Below are 19,525 nucleotides of genomic sequence, written 5' to 3' on the forward strand. Positions count from 1 at the left end.
TTAACGGTAAAATTGAAGAAATCTGTAGACAACAGCGGCCGAAAGTCCAAACATTCCCCATAGTTACGATATTATTAGCCGATTATTAAAGGAGCACAGCATGAGCAAATTAAAAGTATATCAATATCCCAAATGCAGCACCTGCCGCAGCGCAGTGAAATGGTTGCAGGGACAAGGTCATGAGCTGGAGCTTCAGCACATCGCAGAGCAGCCACCTACGGTGGACGAGCTGCGTGAGCTGCTCGCGAACAGCGGCCTTGAGCTGAAGAAGTTTTTTAATACAAGCGGTGAAGTATATAAATCATTAGGTCTGAAGGACAAGCTGCCCCAGCTTACGGAACAGGAGAAGTTAGAGCTGCTCTCAAGGCACGGGATGCTGATCAAACGCCCGATTGTCACCGATGGAGTTAAAGTTACGGTGGGATTCAAAGAAGACCAATATGCCGATACTTGGGCTAATGTTTAATATCAATACAACGATCAAGGGAGAGGTTTATAAGTGAGAACAGATACAACGGGCCGGGTAATGCTTGTAGATGGAATGGCTCTGCTGTTCCGGGCCTTTTATGCGACCTCTTATGGAGGATATATTCGCAAGACAAAGGAAGGTTTACCGACGAATGCGGTATATGGATTTTTGCAGTATTTTTTTGATGCAGTAAGTACGTTTGAGCCTTCTCATGTCGTATGCTGCTGGGATATGGGTAAAGGAACGTTCCGTACCGAGAAATATGATGGATACAAATCCAACCGGATCGAAGCTCCGCTGGAATTAATTCCGCAATTTGATCTAGTAAAAGAAGTAGTGGCTGAGCTAGGTGTGCCAAACATCGGTCTTGCCGGCTATGAAGCAGATGATTGCATTGGTACGCTAGCATCCTGTTACAGCGATAATTCTGAGGTTTACATTCTGACGGGTGACCATGATATGCTGCAGCTTATTGATGAGAATGTTAAGGTCGTCATTATGAAAAAAGGACGCTCCAACTATAAAGTTTATGACCTTGCAGAATTGCTTGAGGATAAAGGTCTAACCCCTAGACAGGTTATTGACCTGAAGGGCTTTATGGGCGATACAAGTGATAATTACCCTGGTGTAAAAGGGATTGGTGAGAAAACCGCGCTGAAGCTGTTAACGGAATACGGTACAGTTGAAGGTGTAATTGAGAATCTTCACTTGCTCCCTAAAGGTGTACGGTCCAAAATTGAAGCCGACCTTGATATGCTGCATCTATCAAGAGAGCTGGCTGAAATCCGTTGTGATGTGCCTGTGGTCTGTGAGCTGGCGGAAGCTTTATGGCAATTACAACGGGAAACAGCCGCGCGTAAATTTCAAGAACTGGAATTTGGCAGCCTGATGCATTTGATCGCTGAGGTGCAGGACGAACGGGGAATTGTACAGATTGAGTTAGGTGATCTGGGTTAAGGAGAGTCTCCCTTCATGCAAAAAAGCATGAAGGGAGTTTTATTATTGTGATAGCGCTTCATCCAACGTATAATAAGGGCTGTTGATTGTTTTATTTTATATTAATTTTTATTTTCAAACTGGATGGCGGATTATTGCTTAATGGAGAAGGGAGATAGTTGCTATGAAGTTATTGGGAGCGATTGAAGCAGGCGGAACGAAGTTTGTATGCGGAATTGGTTATGAGGACGGTACCATTCTGGACCGAGTTAGCTTTCCGACAACAACACCGGAAGAAACGATGGGACTCGTAATTGACTATTTTAATGGGAAGAATGTAGAAGCTTTTGGTATTGGATCGTTTGGACCGATTGATCCCGTGCTGGACAGCCCTACTTATGGTTACATAACAACGACACCAAAACCTCACTGGGGACAATATAATTTGGTAGGTACAATGGCTGAGCAATTTAACGTGCCGATCGGTTTTGATACGGATGTGAATGGTGCAGCGCTTGCGGAAAGTAAATGGGGAGCGGCTAAAGGTCTGGACAGCTGCCTTTATATTACGGTTGGGACAGGCATTGGAGCGGGAGCAGTAGTTGGAGGTCAGATGGTGCATGGATTGTCTCATCCTGAGATGGGGCATATTCTAGTTCGCAGACATCCAGAGGACACGTTTGAGGGCTACTGCCCTTATCATGGCGATTGCCTTGAAGGGTTAGCCGCAGGTCCGGGGATTGGCAAACGCTGGGGACAACCAGCAGGCGAGCTGCCTGTTGACCATCCAGCTTGGGATATGGAAGCTCATTATCTTGCACATGCACTTATGAATTACGTGTTGATTCTGTCTCCCGAAAAAATCGTAATGGGCGGTGGTGTCATGAAGCAAAGCCACTTGTTCCCGCTAATTCGTACCAAGCTGCAGGAGCTGCTGAAGGGTTATGTTCAGCATCCAGCGCTCAATACCGACATCGATAATTATGTTGTGCCACCGCAGCTTGGAGATAATGCAGGACTTGCAGGTGCGATTGGACTGGCAACTTTAGCTTTGGCAAGGAACTAGTATAAAAAGATATTGACTGTTAGGAAATATATGGTATTGTAGGATCTAACAGTATAGCATTTAATGAGGGAGCACCTCTTTCACGTTTATCGTGAGAGTGGTGCTTTTTTGCGTTTTCCGAGTCTGACAGTGTGGGATTCACATCAGCGAATAAGTAGCTCAGACCGGTAGGTATAGTGCTTGCTGAAGACTAGAAAGGCAGGGATGAATATGCAAATTGTATTTATGAATCGCTTATCCAGAATATCTGGGGTGGATCAAGAGGTGTTCGCTCAGCTATGGATTGGAGAGGAAGAAGGAGTGTGGAGTCTGGGCTGGCGTGATTTTTCAGGCGGTGAGGAAACACAGGAGCATTTGTGGTACGCGGGTGGTTCATGGAATGAAATGCTTTGTGTTTACAGGCATGAGCTGGCGGTGAAGATGGGGGATGGCTATCGGCCGTTGATTGATGGCGTATTTCATGAAGAAGACGGCCTTACCGGGCGTAATCAGGAGCAGCTAAGGCTGCAATATTACAGTGAATATAATGGGAACGAAGCTATATATGAGGAGTTATGTGCTTGGCGCCGCAGCCTAGCTTCTAGTGAACGGAAAGCCCCTTACATTCTTGCCAGCAATCGTTTGTTACGTTTGATAAGCACTTTCTTGCCGCATACACCAGAGGAGCTGCTGCAGATCCCTGGTGTAGGGGAAGGAAAGGTAGCCCAATATGGCACGGATTGGTTGGCTATAACCTCTACGGCTGCAAGGGAACATTCCTTTCCTTTGAATTGGGTACACCAAGAAATTGAGGAGGATTCTTTTGTATCCTGGCTCTATAAACAGAAAGAGGTCAAATATAAGAAACAGCTAGAAAGACTGCGATTACGGCGAATTCTGCTGCAAGGGATCGAGAATGGGTTAGGGTTAGAACAGCTTAAGGTGAACAGTGGAGTGAACCGTCGCGAACTGATTGAGACGGTAGAGGAGCTGGAAAGAGAAGGTTATTGCGTGGAGAAACTGATCGAGGTAGAACTGAAAAATGTGCCGCAGAATGAGCAGGAGGCGATATGGAATGCCTATGCAGAGGTAGGAGATCTTTTTCTAAAGCCAGTGCTGCATAAGGTGTATGGGGAGGATTTTTCAGCAGCAGAAGGGCTGGATAGCTATTATGAACGTCTGCGGCTGATCCGCATTCGTTTCCGGCGGGAGCAAGCTCCTAAAGTGGGCATGGCGACCAGTTTCTAGTAGCTTTTTATCATATCAAAAAGACGAAGGCTTCCTTACACCATAGGGTTAAAGGGCCTTCGTCTTGCCTATTCGTCCGTTTATTTTCATAGCCATTCTTTCTTGCGGAATACATACAGCATCCCACAGCCTAACGTCAACATTAGACCTATAACGGCAAAATAACCGTATTTCGTATGCAATTCCGGCATATGATCAAAGTTCATCCCATAGATTCCGGTAATTACGGTCAAAGGCATGAATATCGTTGTAATCGCGGTAAATACTCTCATAATTTCATTGGCGCGGTTGGCGATACTGGATTGGTAGGCCTCACGTAAGTTGCCCATGAGATCGCGGTACGTCTCAAAGGTTTCGGATATTTTAACTGCATTTTCATAAATGTCGCTAAAGTATTTCTGCAGCTGATCATCAATCAGACGGAGGTCTTTTTTATTCAGGGTATTGATAACCTCTTTCTGTGGTCCCAGCATCTTCTTTAACCATAAGATCTCACTTCGCAGACCGATAATCTCACTCAGATGAGATTTCTTGGTATGCATTAGGATATCCTCTTCAAGCTTCTCAATCCGGGCTTCAATTCGGTCACCTACGGAGAAATAATTATCTACGACAAGGTCGATAAGCAGGTAAAGGAATTGGTCGGGTTCGCTAACCTCTTGTTCCCATAACATGGGCTTCAGGACGCGTAGCTCGTGAATCTTTTGTTTCGTTACAGTAATAATATAATGTCTGCCCAAGAATATATTGAGCGCCCGCAGGAAGATTTCCTCATCATCAAAGCGGATGCTGTTTACAACAATAAAGTAATGACTTTCGTATATTTCGATCTTTGGACGTTGATCCTCTTCACTAAGGCAATCCTCAACAGCGAGATCATGCAGGTTGAACAGGGGCTGAAGCAGCTCCAAATCCTCCACATCTGCATCAATCCAATAGAACCCTTCTGTTGGGGGTGTCAATGTTTCATCAATTTCATCAATAGGTGTAAAAACCCCTGCATTCACCAGCCGGATTTTCATCTGATTCCACTCCTTCTATCCCCGGGTCTTCACCAGGGACTGCTAATTAAGCACAGAGAAAAAATCAGCTTGGCCGGCGTTACAATCAATACAAGAGGCCGAATGACGATTCGAGGGCATGAAGAAGAACTGCTCCCGCCGCCGGCAAGCTGATGATTATCCTGTGTGGTTGCTCATTCTGTACACTTAATTGCGAGCTCGGGTCGCCTTCCATTCTTCTTCTCACCTCTTCTTTTCGTTCAGGTATGAAATACTTGTCTAGTATAACAACGGAGTATGCCTCTTTCAAGCAAATTTATTGTTACTTTGAGGCTACTTCAGCATTGTATGGACTTGACGAAAAGGAGGTTCATGATTTAAAGTAAATTTTAAAGAAATTTAATTGAATACAGCTAAATCTTATCAAGAGCAGGTGGAGGGACTAGCCCTATGAAACCCGGCAACCGGCGTGTGAACGCACGGTGCTAATTCTTGCGGAACTTTGCTGACGACTAAACCTCGTCCAAAAGTTTCTGGCAGATGAGAGAGGCGCATATGACTGTAGATATGACCTTTCTCGTTTTCCGAGAAAGGTCTTTTTATTGTTCAGAAAGCCGCGATGTGACAACATAACCTAAATACAGTTAAGGAGTGGAAAGACAATGCCAATTAAAATTCCCGACAGTTTACCAGCAAAAGAAATACTATCCGGTGAAAATATTTTTGTGATGGATGATAGTTTGGCTTTCCATCAGGATATCCGTCCACTAAGGATTGCTATTCTGAATCTCATGCCGACTAAAGAAACGACGGAGACTCAATTGCTGCGTTTAATAGGAAATTCACCGCTACAAGTTGACGTTACCTTGCTGCATCCACGCTCACATACTTCTAAGAATACTTCTGCTGAGCATTTGAGAAGCTTTTACAAAACTTTTGACGAGATCAGCCACCGCCGTTTGGATGGTCTTATTGTTACAGGAGCACCCGTAGAGCAAATGGAGTTTGAGGAAGTATCCTATTGGGAAGAGCTAAAAGAGATTTTTGAATGGAGCAAGGATAATGTGACCTCGACCATGCATATCTGTTGGGCGGCGCAGGCAGGGTTGTATCATCATTTTGGTGTTCGTAAAGTAGCTTTGCCTGAAAAATGTTTTGGAGTATTCTCCCATACGATTAATCAAAATAACATTAAATTGCTGCGCGGCTTTGACGAGGTATTCCATGTACCGCATTCCCGTCATACCGATGTCTCCCGCGAAGATATTGAGAGCAATCCAGATCTGCAGATTCTGGCGGAATCCGAAGAAGCTGGTATGTATCTAGTAGCTACGACCGACGGCAAACAAATATTTGTGACCGGACATTCCGAATACGATCCATTATCCTTGAAATGGGAATATGATCGTGATTTGGAGAGGGGCATGGAGATGGCCTTGCCGAAACACTATTTCCCTAAAGATGATCCAGAACGAACACCTCCTGCAGTGTGGCGTGCACATGCCAACTTATTATTCTCTAATTGGCTCAATTACTATGTATATCAAGAGACACCTTACGATATCGACCCGATTGTTTATTAAGATCAGCGCTACATTACAATTTAGGAGGCATTTATCATGGACGACAAACTTAGGATTGAAAGTAGACTGGCACAAATAGGTTCACAAGAAGATCCGGCTACCGGAGCCATTAATTTTCCTATCTATAATGCTACGGCATTCCGTCACCCGAAGCTTGGGCAGAGCACAGGTTTCGATTATAGCCGTACCAAAAGTCCAACCCGTTCCGTACTAGAGAATGCGGCTGCGGAATTGGAGTCTGGTGATGCAGGTTTTGCCTGTAGTTCTGGGATGGCAGCTATTCAAACCATATTTACCCTGTTTGGGCAAGGCGATCACTTGATCGTTTCGCTGGATCTTTACGGAGGGACCTATCGTTTGTTGGAACGAATTATGTCCAAGTTTGGCATCACTGCTTCCTATGTAGATACGAATGATTTGGATGCGCTTGAGGCTTCACGCCTTCCAAATACGAAGGCGATATTTATTGAAACGCCAACGAATCCTTTGATGATGGTTACGGATATTGCAGCAGTAGCTACTTGGGCCCGTCATCATGGGCTGCTCACAATTGTAGACAATACACTGCTGACTCCATTTTTCCAGCGTCCTCTGGAATTAGGTGCAGACATTGTAGTCCATAGTGCTACCAAATATTTGGGCGGACACAATGATGTACTTGCTGGTCTTATTGTATCTAAAGGGGCTGAATTATCCGCTGAAATAGCGATTCTACATAACTCTATTGGCGCTGTGCTTGGGCCAACAGACAGTTATCAGCTGATGAGAGGCATGAAGACACTGGCCCTGCGTATGGAACGGCACGAGAGTAATGCGCTAGCAATTGCCCGCTATCTACAAGGGCATCCGGCGATTGCGGAAGTGTTCCATCCAGGTCTGCCGGATCATCCGGGATATGAAATCCAGAATCGCCAGTCCTCGGGCAATACCGGAATTTTTTCTTTCAAATTAAAAGATGCCAGATACGTAGAACCTCTGCTTCGTCATATCCGGCTTATTGCCTTCGCGGAGAGCCTCGGCGGGGTTGAATCGCTAATGACCTATCCTGCAGTACAGACGCATGCGGATATTCCTGTGGAAATTCGGAATGCGGTGGGTGTAGATGATCGATTGCTGCGCTTCTCGGTCGGCATTGAACATGCGGAGGATCTAATTGCTGATCTTGGTCAAGCTTTAGAGGCTGCGCGTGCGGAAATCGAAACGAAGTAAAAGTAACGGCAACCCAGATCGGCACCGAATGCTGGGAAATATCGAGGAGCTATCTCACCGTTGATTTAGAGCTGGTGTTGGACGCAGGATGAAATAGAGCTGTCTCATAAGCCGGGAATTGGCTGCTGGGATAGCTCTTCTTTTTGGACTTTTTGCTATTGGACACAGCTGACCTTAGACACAGCATTATTACACATTTGGAATGTTAACGGACTCCACAGCAGCTATTGCGCTAAAAACTAGCCTTCATGAGTCTCTTGTCAAGGAATAGCGTCGCTGGAGTCCAGAACTATGCTCCAAAGGCTAAATAGTAACTAATAACGTCATCTGTGTCCGGCAGCCTCAAGGAATTTTGATTCACCGGGTGCAGGCAGCAATGTAAGGACTCTTTCTGCTGGATGGTATCTTGCTAAGAAAGTAAAAAGTTTTTCAAGCTGTTCAGATTGTGATACGATGAGGAAATGAACTGTTCATTTATTAAAATATAAGGTATAAGTTACATACTGTACTTTATCCTTATGTTACTACGAGAAACGGTTGTTATCTCTAAAGGACGACAACGTTATTTTTCTTGTGATTTTGTGAATCTACCATATCCCTAAGGGTTTAAAAGGAGGATGCGAACGATGAGTGCGATAGATCTTATTTTGGATAAAGCCCTGCGGGGTGACCGTCTCCAATTGGAAGATACCATCCGACTATTCGAGAGCAACGAAATTGAGAAAATGGGTGCTGCTGCAAACACTATTATGGAACGCTGGCATCCGGACCCGTTAGCCACATTTGTAATTGGCCGTAATATTAACTATACGAATGTATGTGATGTGTACTGCCGTTTTTGCGCTTTTTACCGCAGACCAGGCTCGGATGAAGGCTATGTGCTGCCAGATGAAACGATTTATCAAAAAATTGCTGAAACGATTGCTGTTAATGGTACAGAAATTCTTATGCAAGGTGGAACTAATCCTAACCTTCCATTTAGCTACTATACAGATATACTGCGCGGAATTAAGCAACGTTTCCCTGAGATTACAATGCACTCCTTCTCTCCTGCGGAGATTATGAAGATGAAAGAAGTATCAGGATTACCACTGGAACAAGTGGTTCGTGAAATTCATGCTGCGGGTCTGGATTCCTTGCCAGGCGGAGGCGCAGAAATTCTTGATGACCGTACACGCCGCAAAATCAGCCGGCTAAAAGGCTCGTGGCGCGAGTGGATGGATGTAATGCAGACAGCACATAAAGTGGGTATGAATACAACAGCTACAATGGTGATTGGGCTTGGAGAAAGTATGGAAGAACGAGCTTTGCACTTACTACGTGTACGTGAGGCTCAGGATGAGTGTATTGCCAACAAATATGATTCTGAAGGTTTCTTGGCCTTTATCTCATGGACATTCCAGCCGGACAATACCAACCTGAAGCTGGACAGACAAACGCCTGAGGAATATCTGAAGACGGTAGCGATCAGCCGCCTTGTGTTGGATAATATTAAGAACTTCCAATCTTCTTGGGTCACTATGGGGCCAGAGGTCGGCAAGCTCTCCTTGCAATATGGCTGCAACGATTTCGGCAGCACAATGATTGAAGAGAACGTAGTATCTTCTGCGGGTGCGACTTACAAGGTAAACATCGAGTCGATTACTCAGCTGATTCGCGAAGCAGGCAAAGTTCCAGCACAGCGGAATACACGTTATGATATTCTGCGGGTGTTCGATGATCCTAATGCGAAGATTGATAATGATTTTGTAATGCAGAACTAATATATATTAATTATTAATCAACGCTTGATGCTTGTTAATCCTTAAGTGGATTACTGAGCATCAAGCGTTTTTTTGTAAGGTTAGGTTTACGATCATTAGCAAGTCTTATTGCAGAACACATCTGAATCTTCGCTTGTTATATCATCCGCTAGGCGTACGGACCCAGTGGACCTTAATTGCAAATTCAGCGCTTCTTGAGTCGGGGTTCGGACCCCAGCGACGCTATTCCTTGAAAAGAGCCTCATATAGGCTGGTTTTTAGTGCAATAGCGTCTGTGGGGTCCGATAGCATAGGGAAAATCGGAAAATGTGGCATATAAGAGCATCAGTGTCCGATAGAGCAGATGTATACGAACACTATGAACTAATGTTAACTACACAAACTAAGGTTGGTGTGGAGTACGCCTTTTAACGAAGTTTTATATAAATGTGAGCATAAAATTATTTTTTTATTTCTTTTTACCCATTCACATTATTATCCAAAAGTGATATCATAATCATATCAAAAGAATATCTAGTGGGGGTGCTTCTATGAAAGAGAAAACGCTTCGTCCTGTCAGTGGATTTTGGGTTCTCGCCTTAATTGCAGTTTGTTTAGCTGGGGGAATTTATGGTGCGGTTCAAGAGTATGTCGCAGTGCCAGTCATTCTGTTCGTTGTAGCTGGGGTATTATGTACAAGTGTTACGGTTGTGCAGCCCAATAAGTCGGTTGTAGTTACCTTTTTCGGGCAATATGTAGGGACTATCGTGACAAGTGGCTTGTTTGCAGTCATTCCGTTCAGTTTGCGCAAGACGGTTTCCCTCCGCGTACGTAACTTTAACAGTGTCAAGCTGAAGGTTAATGATGTGGAAGGTAATCCGATTGAAATTGCTGCAGTTATCGTATTTAAGGTAATTAACTCTGCAAAAGCGCTTTTTGATGTAGATAAATATATGGCGTTTGTGGAAATTCAAAGTGAAACAGCGCTGCGTCATGTGGCCAGTAAATACCCGTATGATAACTTCAATGAATCGGGCATGTCCCTGCGGGCCAATGCAGATGAGATTGCTAAAGAATTGGCAACCGAGCTGCAAGAACGTTTGTCGATATCTGGTGTAGAGGTCATTGAAGCGCGGCTCACACACTTGGCTTATTCCACAGAGATTGCCAGTACAATGTTGCAACGTCAGCAAGCATCTGCAATTCTGTCCGCTCGTCAAATCATTGTTGAAGGCGCCGTGGGCATGGTCGATATGGCGATTAAACAGCTTAAAGAGAGTGGCGTGGTTGAGCTTGATGAGGAACGCAAAGCGGCGATGATTAATAATCTGATGGTTGCGATCGTGTCGGAGCGCGGAGCGAGTCCGGTCATTAACGCCGGCTCGTTGTACTAAGGCGGTGCATCATGGCGGCCAAGAAAAGCTTTCCACTGCGGATTGATCCGGATTTACATGAGGCGCTGGAACGATGGGCGGGAGAGGAATTTCGCAGCGTAAACGGACATATCGAATACTTGTTGCGTGAGTCTTTGAAACGTGCAGGCCGCTTACCTGAAAAAAAACGGCGAGAGGAATAACCATAGAAGGGCTGTTTCAGCATCCATGTATTGGCTGCAAGAACAGTCCTTATGTGTGTCTTCTGACTGTGTTTCTATCATTTTGGACCCTTTTCTGACTTGACTGTCAGAGAGGACAGATTTATAATTACTCCATAATTCACGTTAACAGCATTGACGAAGATATGAGTTGATTGTTCTGGACCGTTCAGAGAGAGGAAACTTAGGCTGAAATTTCCTCCGGCATCCTGCTTTCGATTTACCCCTTTGTAGCTGCGGTTTTGAACTCCCTGCAATGGGATAGTAAGAGCTGCCGGTTCATGGTCGTTACTCCATGCTTACGAAGGATTCTATCTTCACTCCGCTTGAGGATTCAAGGGAGGCTAGAGAGAATCGAATTTGGGTGGAACCACGGGTGTAATCGCTCGTCCCTTTGCGGGACGGGCGTTTTTTTGTGTGCGTGGATATTATTGTTCCGCAAAGGTTAAAGGGCCCTTAGGCTTAATTATATGAAGGAGGAATTAGCAATGTCAGTAAGTATTAAGCTTCCGGACGGTTCTGTCCGTGAATACGCAGAGGGTAGCAGTATTGATGATGTAGCAGCTTCTATTAGCAGTGGCCTGCGCAAAAATGCAGCAGCGGGGAAATTGAACGGTATCGTTGTAGATTTATCTACTCCCCTTGAAGAGGGCGCACTGGTAGAGATCGTAACTTTGGATTCACCTGAAGGTCTGGAGGTTATGCGTCACAGTACAGCTCACTTGATGGCTCAAGCGGTTAGACGTTTGTTCGGAACAAAAGAAGTTAAGCTTGGTGTAGGTCCGGTCATTGAAGATGGCTTCTACTACGATATGGATCTGGAACATCCTCTAAATCCTGAAGATTTGCTCAAAATCGAAAAGGAAATGGACCGCATAATTTCGGAGAACCTGCCGATCGTGCGCAAAGAAGTTAGCCGCAAGGAAGCCCTTGAAATTTTCGGTGAGCTAGGTGATCCTTACAAGCTGGAATTGATCGAGGCATTGCCTGAAGATAGCGTAATTTCTATCTATGAACAAGGAGAATTCTTCGACCTATGCCGTGGACCCCATGTGCCGTCGACTGCTAAGATCAAAGTCTTTAAATTGATGAATGTAGCCGGTGCTTACTGGCGCGCCGACAGCAAGAATAAGATGCTTCAACGCGTATACGGCACAGCTTGGATTAAAAAAGCTCAGCTTGATGAGCATCTTCGTCTGCTTGAAGAAGCGAAGAAACGCGATCACCGGAAGCTTGGTAAAGAGCTTGAAATCTTTACATTTAATCAATTGGTAGGACAAGGCTTGCCAATCTGGTTGCCTAAGGGTGCTAAATTGCGCAGTATTCTGGAGCGTTATATCGTAGATCTGGAAGCAAGTCTTGGCTATCAGCATGTATACACACCAGTTCTGGGTAATGTTGAACTGTACAAAACTTCAGGACACTGGGAGCACTATCAAGAGGACATGTTCCCTAAGATGACTATCGACAATGAAGAATTTGTTCTTCGTCCAATGAACTGCCCGCATCACATGATGATTTATAAGAGCTCGATGCACAGCTACCGTGATCTGCCGATCCGTATTGCTGAGCTTGGTATCCAGCACCGTTATGAAATGTCAGGCGCATTGACTGGCTTACACCGTGTGCGCTCGATGACTCTTAATGACTCCCATATTTTCTGCCGTCTGGACCAAATTAAAGGCGAGTTCATTCGTGTAATCGAATTGATTAAACAGGTATACAGTGACTTTGGTATTAATGACTACCGTTTCCGGTTGTCCTATCGTGATCCTAAGGATACTGAGAAATATTATGCGAATGACGAAATGTGGGAAACTGCACAGCGGATGTTGCGTGAGGTTGTAGAGGAAGCTGGACTGCCGTTCTACGAAGCAGAAGGCGAAGCTGCATTCTATGGTCCTAAACTTGATGTGCAAATTAAGACTGTATTAGGTAAAGAAGAGACTCTGTCTACTGTACAAATCGACTTCTTGCTGCCTGAACGTTTTGAACTGGAATATATCGGCGATGATGGTCAAAAACACCGTCCAGTCGTTTTACACCGCGGAATCTTGGGTACAATGGAACGTTTCGTTGCCTTCCTGTTAGAGAACTTTGCGGGCTCGCTGCCGCTTTGGTTATCTCCACAGCAGGTTAAAGTAATTCCTGTATCGACAGCGTTCGACGATTATGCCAAGGAAGTTACAGACAAGCTGCGTCGCCGTGGTATCTCTGCTGAAGCAGATCTCCGCAATGAGAAGCTGGGTTATAAGATTCGCGAAGCTCAGCTTGAGAAACTGCCATACATGTTCGTAGTTGGCGAGAATGAGATAAACGCTCAGACGGTTTCCATCCGTAAACGCGGGGAAGGCGACATTGGAGCTAAGCCGCTTCAAGAAGTGATTGAGCTCTTGTCTCAGGAAATTGCTGATCGTGTGATCTCCTAGTTTCTTGTAATTATCAACACCAAAATTACGTCTAAATAAGACCTCTGTTATATGCCAATGAGGATCAACTTCTGATCTTCATGTATAAAATTTTGTGAATCGGGAAACCTTCGCTAATAAGGGGGAGGTTTTTCACATGAACAAAATGGGCATATTTCAGAGGTTTTGGTGTCTTTTTGTCACCATCGTTTTGCTATTGACCGCTGCTGGAATCATTCCAGAATCTAAGCAACAGGCAGTAGGGGCCATTGGGACAGGAGACACTTTACAGCACACGGGTATTAACAAAACGCTATCGAACGAGTTGCAATATACCAAGGCTAATTCTGTGTTTATGAGAACTACAGATGATAAGGTCATTCTTGCGACTGGCCGTGCCACACTTATGTCAAACGAGGCGCATTCCGTCGCACCTGTAATACCTGCAACAACAAAAAATAAACCAGCAGCGACGAAGGCACCGCAGAGCACCAAAGCTCCAACCACTAAAACAAACGGTGGCAGCGGATCTTCCAAACAGTTACCAAATTCTATTCCTGTAGCCGCACCTGCGGAAGACCAGATCATTACTTCAATGAAAGTGATGGCGACTGGATATACTGCGGGTTATGAATCTACAGGTAAAACATCTAAGCATCCCGAATATGGAATTACCTATTCAGGGGTAAAAGTGCGCAGAGACAAAAATACAGTCTCAACCATTGCTGCGGACCCTAAGGTTTTGCCGCTGGGGAGTATTCTTTATATACCGGGCTATGGATATGCCATAGTTGCTGATACAGGCTCGGCTATTAAAGGGCGGAAGATTGATCTGTATTTTGCTACTACGAAACAGGTGTATAAGGAATGGGGCAAAAAATCAGTTGTAGTTCAACTCATTAAGCGTGGTAACGGGACTTGTACGGAAGTCATGCTGAAGAAGCTGAGCCAAGCGATTGAGACTTACAAAGCAGTACCGCAATCCATGCTCGAAGAATCCATTTAAAGGGATTGAACTTATTTTCACTTGGTCATGCATAATAGTGACATCACCTTGCCATAATACGGACTGGGGCAAAGCAATTGCCTCTTCCGAGATGTTCTCTTAGTAAGCATATTCTATGCTGCATAAGAGAAAAGGAGGTGAATTCCGTGGCCAATAACAAGAAATCTAAAGTACAAGAAAATTACAAAACACCAAATGAAAAATACAATGCTGAGTTTGCTGTTGAGAATGACGGCGCTACTAAGCAAAGTGGAAATACTTCTAAACCAGCTCAGAAACCGCAACAATAATGCGCTGACTGAAGCAGAAGACTGCTGAAAAAAAGAGACTGTCCAATTCAGTTAATTACTGAGGGACAGTCTCTTTTCATATATAATGAAGTAAATAGAATTTTATCCCATTCATCTCAGTCTAGAGACTGAGGGGAAGTTCCTTCTCTCGCCGCTGTTTCTCAGTACTTCATTCCTGTAGACTAAGGCTATAAGATTGAAGAAGAGAGCGTTCCACTACTTTAAAGGGGAAATGAATGATGAAAAGAAGGTTCACCAGCCAGGTTTTAGGCGGCCTGATCCTGATAGGGATTGGAGCTATGTTTCTACTGAGACAATTAGGTTACACTGATTTCAGCTTAGGTTACCTGATTTCGAATTATTGGCCGGTAATTTTGATCCTAATGGGAATGAACCGGCTTTTAGGTACAGGGGATGGACAATCCAAAGGTTCTTCACCTATCGGCGGCTTTTTCTTTCTGGCGATCGGAGTGTTTTTCCTTGGACGGAATTTAGATTGGTTCGATATTTCGGCCGGGGATTTTTTCAAAATGTTCATTCCAGTTATGTTGATTGGCGGCGGACTTTATGTGATTTTTAAACCACGCGGTTCAGTACCACCTGTGCCACCAGCTCCACCGTCACCACCAGATCACTTTCCTTCAGGAAAAAGCTCACTAGATGTGGAGCCGCCCAAACCACTGGATTCCACACTTGATGAACAATTTGAGCAAAAATTCGGCAAGGCTTCTGGTCAACGCGACTGGAAGGACTATCTTCAAAAAGATGAAGAAGACGATGAGGACGAAACAGGATCTTATAAGTCCAGCGCTGAAGCACGTTGGCAAGAGAAGCAGGAACGACACGAGCGCAGACGTCAGGAACGTCATGAGCGTCATGCACATAGACATGGTAAATGGCATGAGGAATTCCATGAATCAAATAATCAAAAGGAATCGACCAATCGTTCTGCTTTTATCGGAGATGTCCACATGGGGCGCGAGCATTTCCAACTGAAGAACACGAATATCTCGCAGTTTATCGGCGATACCGTACTGGATCTGACGAATGCACAGATTGCTTATGGCGAAACGAGGATTAATATTTCCGCTTTTATAGGCGACATTAAAGTGTACATTCCGAATGATATGGATCTTGGCATCTCGGTGAACAGCAGTTCTTTTATCGGGGATATGGAAGTTCTGGATCAGTCTCGCAGTGGTTTTATGAGCAGTGTACAGTGCAAGACTCCTTATTATAAAGAAGCAGGCAAAAAAGTCCGTATAAATGTAAGTGCATTTATAGGTGACATTAAAGTTAAAACGGTGGGTTAGATGGGGACAATCTTCAGTAATACCAAATGGTTGCTGTTGTTTTACTTTTTGCTCACTGGAGCGGTAAGTGCAGGATTGATGTATGCAGGCACTTGCCTTGGTTATATCGAAGTGAAGGATTATCGGATGTGGCTGTACTTATGTCTCGGGATTGTGTTGTTCACCGTAGTTATCGGCTATATGGCAGGCCAGCGGATTCAGCGCCGGATTGATCATCTGGATCTGAATATGCTGCAGGTAGCCAAAGGAAATCTGTCCGTGCGGATGCCAGAAAGTGACGATCAGTCTTTTGCCCGAGTGTATCACGAGTTTAATGTCATGATGGATACGGTCGAGAATAAGATGCAACTGCTACAGCGATTGGGTGAACAAGAGGTTATTGAGAAGGAACAGGCAGCGGAGAGTGCGGTGTTGGAGGAAAGAAGGCGTATGGCCCGGGATCTGCATGATACGGTGAGCCAACAGCTTTTTGCCATCCATATGTCGGCTTCTTCGCTGCCTAAAGTGCTGAAGGTCAATGAAGCTCAAGGTCAAATGGTCATGGACCAGTTGATTACAATGTCTCAGATGGCACAAAAACAAATGAGAGCATTAATTGCACAACTGCGTCCGGTGGAGCTGGAAGGTCGAAATCTGTTCGAGGCGCTGGAAAAATGGTTTCCCGATTATTGCCGCCAGAATGGCTTGAAAGGAATGAAGGAGCTCGAACTTCAGGGCGAGTTATCGGAAGCAATCGAACATCAGCTGTTCCTAATTATTCAAGAGGCGATGGCGAACATCGTGAAGCATGCCGGGGCTAGACTGGTGAGTCTATCGCTGCGTGAAGGATCAAGACAAGTTGTGTTGAGTATTAGTGATGACGGTCAAGGTTTTGAACATGTGCAGCAAAAACAAGGCTCCTACGGTCTCACCACCATGCGCGAACGGGCGGAGAAACTGGGTGGGCAAGTGGAGATTATTAGCCGCAAGGGTGCGGGAACGACGATCCGTGTACATATTCCTAAGTTTGTTCAAGGGAACCCAGAATTAGAGCAGAATAGATCGTTAGGAACAGATACACAGGACGAGGAGGAGTAGAGCATGAGTGTCATAAAAGTGTTGCTCGTAGATGATCATGATATGGTACGGATGGGCCTCAAAACTTATCTAATGCTGGAGCCTACATTCGAGGTCATCGGTGAGGCGGCGAATGGACAAGAGGCGCTGGAGATGCTGCGTGCGGGTGGACATGAAGGTCTGCCTGACCTCGTGCTGATGGATTTGATGATGCCAGTGATGAATGGTGCCGAGACCACAAGAGCAGTGCTGGCTGAATTTCCTGGCCTCAAAATCGTGATCCTCACCAGCTTCCTGGAGGATGATCTTGTTGTAGATGCTATAGAGGCTGGTGCAGTCAGCTACGTGCTCAAAACAGTGTCGGCAGAAGAGTTAATCTACGCATTGCAAGGGGCTTACCGCGGCATGCCAGTCATGACGGGTGATGTGTCACAGGCGCTGACCCGTGGTATTCGCCAGCGCACCGTGCAAGGTGATTCCTCCGGTTTAACAGAGCGTGAGAAGGAAGTCCTGCTGCTTATAGCTGAGGGCAAGACCAATAAGGATATCGGTGAGGAGCTGCATATCAGCATCAAGACAGTGAAGACGCATGTCAGCAATCTTTTGATGAAATGCGAGCTTGATGACCGTACCCAGTTGGCTATTTACGCTCATCGGAAGGGCTGGGCTCAGGGGTAGGACTTGTAGACTAAGGTGCATTACTATTTGAAATGGTTTTAGAAGCTCGGGCCGCGATGTTTTTCGCGCCCGAGCTTCTTTTTTTACTTTCCTGCCTAATCTCCTCCCATTTGCCTATATCTTTTATCTGCGCTTAAATTGTTTTTAATGTGACCTTAAGGTTTAAAGTACAAAATAAGAACATGAAAACAAATTAATCCTTGTCACGGCGACAGGAAGCAGGAGGAAAGATAAACATGGACGATAACAAAAACAACTTCAATCGCGACAATGGACCAGCACCAGATCGGGAATGGGACAATAATAACAATAGCAGCAATAATAATAATAATTCATCTGAAGCAGGATCATCATCATACTACTATTCTTACGGACCTTTTAAATCTTTGAACAAAGACGAGAATAACACTGACGGTGGCGCACAGCACTACAATCGGATGGAGCCAGAACGTGTCGAGGTTACACCTCCACAGCCTGTAAAGCCATTACCTTATAACACATCGCTTCGCACCACTGGCTATGATGGCAATGGTGGTGGCCGCGGAGGAAATGGCGGTGGCGGTTCTGAAGGTGGCGGCGGCTGGCAATATAATAAAAAACCAAAAAGCTCGTTAAAAACAGTGCTGGTATCATTCCTAGCCGGTATGGTCGTTCTCTCGGGCTCAATGTATATGGCAGACAGAGGTAACTGGTTTACGGGAGATACAGCTACAACGGTTGCTAGCTCCGGAACGAATGGAACGGCGAAGACAACGGGCGAGAGTGCAGGTGTTGCGCCTTCTACTTCTACTACATCCTTGGTGACTGGATCTCGTGATGTGACAGGTGTTGTTGATGCGGTGGGACCAGCAGTTGTTAAGATTGAGACACTAGTTAAATCTAATTCGCGTAATGGAAGCTCATCCAGCCCGAATCTGAGTGATCCCTTCTCACAATTTTTCTTCGGGGATCAATACAGTGGAAATGGTTCTTCCCAAAATGAACAGGATTCCAAATCAGGATCGGATTCTTCATCACAGCTTATCCCTTATGGAATTGGAACAGGCTTCATTTATGAGAAATCCGGCTATATTTTGACCAACCAGCACGTAATTGACAATGCCGATGTAATCCAAGTCACCGTGGATGGCGTAACCAAGCCTTATGAAGCGAAGCTGCTAGGTTCTAGCAAAGATCTGGATTTGGCTGTGCTTAAAATTGAAGGAGATAGTGATTTCCCTACAGTAGCACTGGGAGATTCGGATAGCATAAAGGTAGGTTCAGAAGTGGTTGCTATCGGTAACCCGCAAGGCTTCGACCATACTGTAACTTCCGGTGTTCTTAGTGCAAAAGGACGCAGTATTGATATTAACGAAGAAGATGGCAGTGGAACACGTAATTACAAAAACCTGCTGCAAACCGACGCTTCTATCAACCCGGGTAACTCAGGTGGGCCGTTGCTCAACATGAATGGGCAGGTAATTGGGATGAACGTAGCCGTCAGCACGGATTCTCAAGGTATTGGTTTCGCAATCGCTGTGAATACGATTAAAGAAGTCGTAGATAAACTGGAAGCCAACCAAGCCATTCCGAAAGAGCCAGTACCTTTCATTGGTGCAACTCTTATGACGATTACAGATGAGGTTGCTAAGCAAATGGGTACGGATATTAAAGAAGGTTCTGTGGTTGCAGATATCATCTATAAATCCCCAGCGTATACCGCTGACCTGCGCCCTTACGATATCATTACCGGTGCGAATGGAACGAAGTATGCAACCAACCAAGATCTGATTACTTTCATTCAAACGTTAAAAGTTGGTGACAAAGTAACATTAAATGTTGTGCGCGACGGTAAAACCATGGATCTCTCAGTTACCATCGGTAACAAAAATGATTTTGATACAACGACTACACAACAAAGTCAGCAGCAATAATACCGGACGGTAAGTCACACGGAAGGGGCGACCC

17 protein-coding genes and 1 riboswitch are annotated in these 19,525 nt (G+C 45.1%); of the genes, 16 read left to right on the forward strand and 1 reads right to left on the reverse strand.

What is annotated here, in order from left to right:
* Positions 1 to 100 precede the first annotated feature (100 nt).
* The 4 genes from MHH46_RS08515 to MHH46_RS08530 all read left to right on the forward strand — a co-directional run bounded on the left by MHH46_RS08515 (position 101) and on the right by MHH46_RS08530 (position 3,698).
* Entirely contained in the window at positions 101 to 466 is a 366-nt protein-coding gene (locus MHH46_RS08515) for an arsenate reductase family protein (protein WP_076192823.1), read from the forward strand.
* A gap of 60 nt (positions 467 to 526) precedes the next feature.
* Positions 527 to 1,426: a 5'-3' exonuclease H3TH domain-containing protein gene (locus MHH46_RS08520; RefSeq protein ID WP_076126491.1), complete on the forward strand. Its 900-nt coding sequence runs from the start codon at positions 527 to 529 to the stop codon at positions 1,424 to 1,426.
* A gap of 163 nt (positions 1,427 to 1,589) precedes the next feature.
* Positions 1,590 to 2,471 (forward strand): ROK family protein, encoded by an 882-nt coding sequence (locus MHH46_RS08525; RefSeq protein WP_051491338.1) that lies wholly within the window; start codon positions 1,590 to 1,592, stop codon positions 2,469 to 2,471.
* A 210-nt stretch (positions 2,472 to 2,681) separates the two neighbouring features.
* A complete protein-coding gene (locus MHH46_RS08530; protein WP_076192821.1) occupies positions 2,682 to 3,698 on the forward strand; it encodes an HRDC domain-containing protein in 1,017 nt (338 codons plus the stop codon).
* Positions 3,699 to 3,784: 86 nt separating this feature from the next.
* On the opposite strand, the gene corA is transcribed toward MHH46_RS08530, so the two are convergent.
* Positions 3,785 to 4,720, reverse strand: a complete 936-nt coding sequence (gene corA / locus MHH46_RS08535; RefSeq protein WP_036684479.1) for a magnesium/cobalt transporter CorA — start codon at positions 4,718 to 4,720, stop codon at positions 3,785 to 3,787.
* Between the two features lie 396 nt (positions 4,721 to 5,116).
* Positions 5,117 to 5,246, forward strand: a riboswitch (SAM riboswitch).
* A 115-nt stretch (positions 5,247 to 5,361) separates the two neighbouring features.
* On the opposite strand from corA, the gene metA reads away from it, so the two are divergent.
* From metA to MHH46_RS08595, 12 genes are all read left to right on the forward strand, one after another.
* Positions 5,362 to 6,282 (forward strand): homoserine O-succinyltransferase, encoded by a 921-nt coding sequence (metA, locus tag MHH46_RS08540; RefSeq protein WP_076126410.1) that lies wholly within the window; start codon positions 5,362 to 5,364, stop codon positions 6,280 to 6,282.
* Between the two features lie 36 nt (positions 6,283 to 6,318).
* Positions 6,319 to 7,491, forward strand: coding sequence for a PLP-dependent transferase (locus tag MHH46_RS08545; RefSeq protein ID WP_076126412.1), 1,173 nt, complete (start codon positions 6,319 to 6,321; stop codon positions 7,489 to 7,491).
* Positions 7,492 to 8,117: 626 nt separating this feature from the next.
* Entirely contained in the window at positions 8,118 to 9,254 is a 1,137-nt protein-coding gene (gene mqnC / locus MHH46_RS08550; protein WP_076126414.1) for a cyclic dehypoxanthinyl futalosine synthase, read from the forward strand.
* Between the two features lie 530 nt (positions 9,255 to 9,784).
* Positions 9,785 to 10,627, forward strand: coding sequence for an SPFH domain-containing protein (locus MHH46_RS08555; protein ID WP_036684473.1), 843 nt, complete (start codon positions 9,785 to 9,787; stop codon positions 10,625 to 10,627).
* Between the two features lie 11 nt (positions 10,628 to 10,638).
* A complete protein-coding gene (locus tag MHH46_RS08560) occupies positions 10,639 to 10,809 on the forward strand; it encodes a toxin-antitoxin system HicB family antitoxin (protein ID WP_036684471.1) in 171 nt (56 codons plus the stop codon).
* 506 nt (positions 10,810 to 11,315) lie between these two features.
* Entirely contained in the window at positions 11,316 to 13,256 is a 1,941-nt protein-coding gene (thrS, locus tag MHH46_RS08565; RefSeq protein WP_076192819.1) for a threonine--tRNA ligase, read from the forward strand.
* A gap of 136 nt (positions 13,257 to 13,392) precedes the next feature.
* Positions 13,393 to 14,241, forward strand: a complete 849-nt coding sequence (locus MHH46_RS08570; RefSeq protein ID WP_256717209.1) for a 3D domain-containing protein — start codon at positions 13,393 to 13,395, stop codon at positions 14,239 to 14,241.
* A gap of 146 nt (positions 14,242 to 14,387) precedes the next feature.
* Positions 14,388 to 14,531, forward strand: coding sequence for a hypothetical protein (locus MHH46_RS08575; RefSeq protein ID WP_156113077.1), 144 nt, complete (start codon positions 14,388 to 14,390; stop codon positions 14,529 to 14,531).
* Between the two features lie 236 nt (positions 14,532 to 14,767).
* A complete protein-coding gene (liaF, locus tag MHH46_RS08580) occupies positions 14,768 to 15,844 on the forward strand; it encodes a cell wall-active antibiotics response protein LiaF (protein WP_305953552.1) in 1,077 nt (358 codons plus the stop codon).
* A complete protein-coding gene (locus MHH46_RS08585) occupies positions 15,845 to 16,921 on the forward strand; it encodes a sensor histidine kinase (protein ID WP_076126420.1) in 1,077 nt (358 codons plus the stop codon).
* 3 nt (positions 16,922 to 16,924) lie between these two features.
* Positions 16,925 to 17,578, forward strand: a complete 654-nt coding sequence (locus tag MHH46_RS08590) for a response regulator transcription factor (protein WP_036684464.1) — start codon at positions 16,925 to 16,927, stop codon at positions 17,576 to 17,578.
* Positions 17,579 to 17,814: 236 nt separating this feature from the next.
* Positions 17,815 to 19,491, forward strand: coding sequence for a S1C family serine protease (locus tag MHH46_RS08595; protein WP_076192816.1), 1,677 nt, complete (start codon positions 17,815 to 17,817; stop codon positions 19,489 to 19,491).
* The last annotated feature ends 34 nt before the right edge of the window (positions 19,492 to 19,525 follow it).

Source organism: Paenibacillus sp. FSL H8-0175 (assembly GCF_045040615.1).
GTDB classification, from domain to species: Bacteria; Bacillota; Bacilli; order Paenibacillales; family Paenibacillaceae; genus Paenibacillus_AQ; species Paenibacillus_AQ odorifer.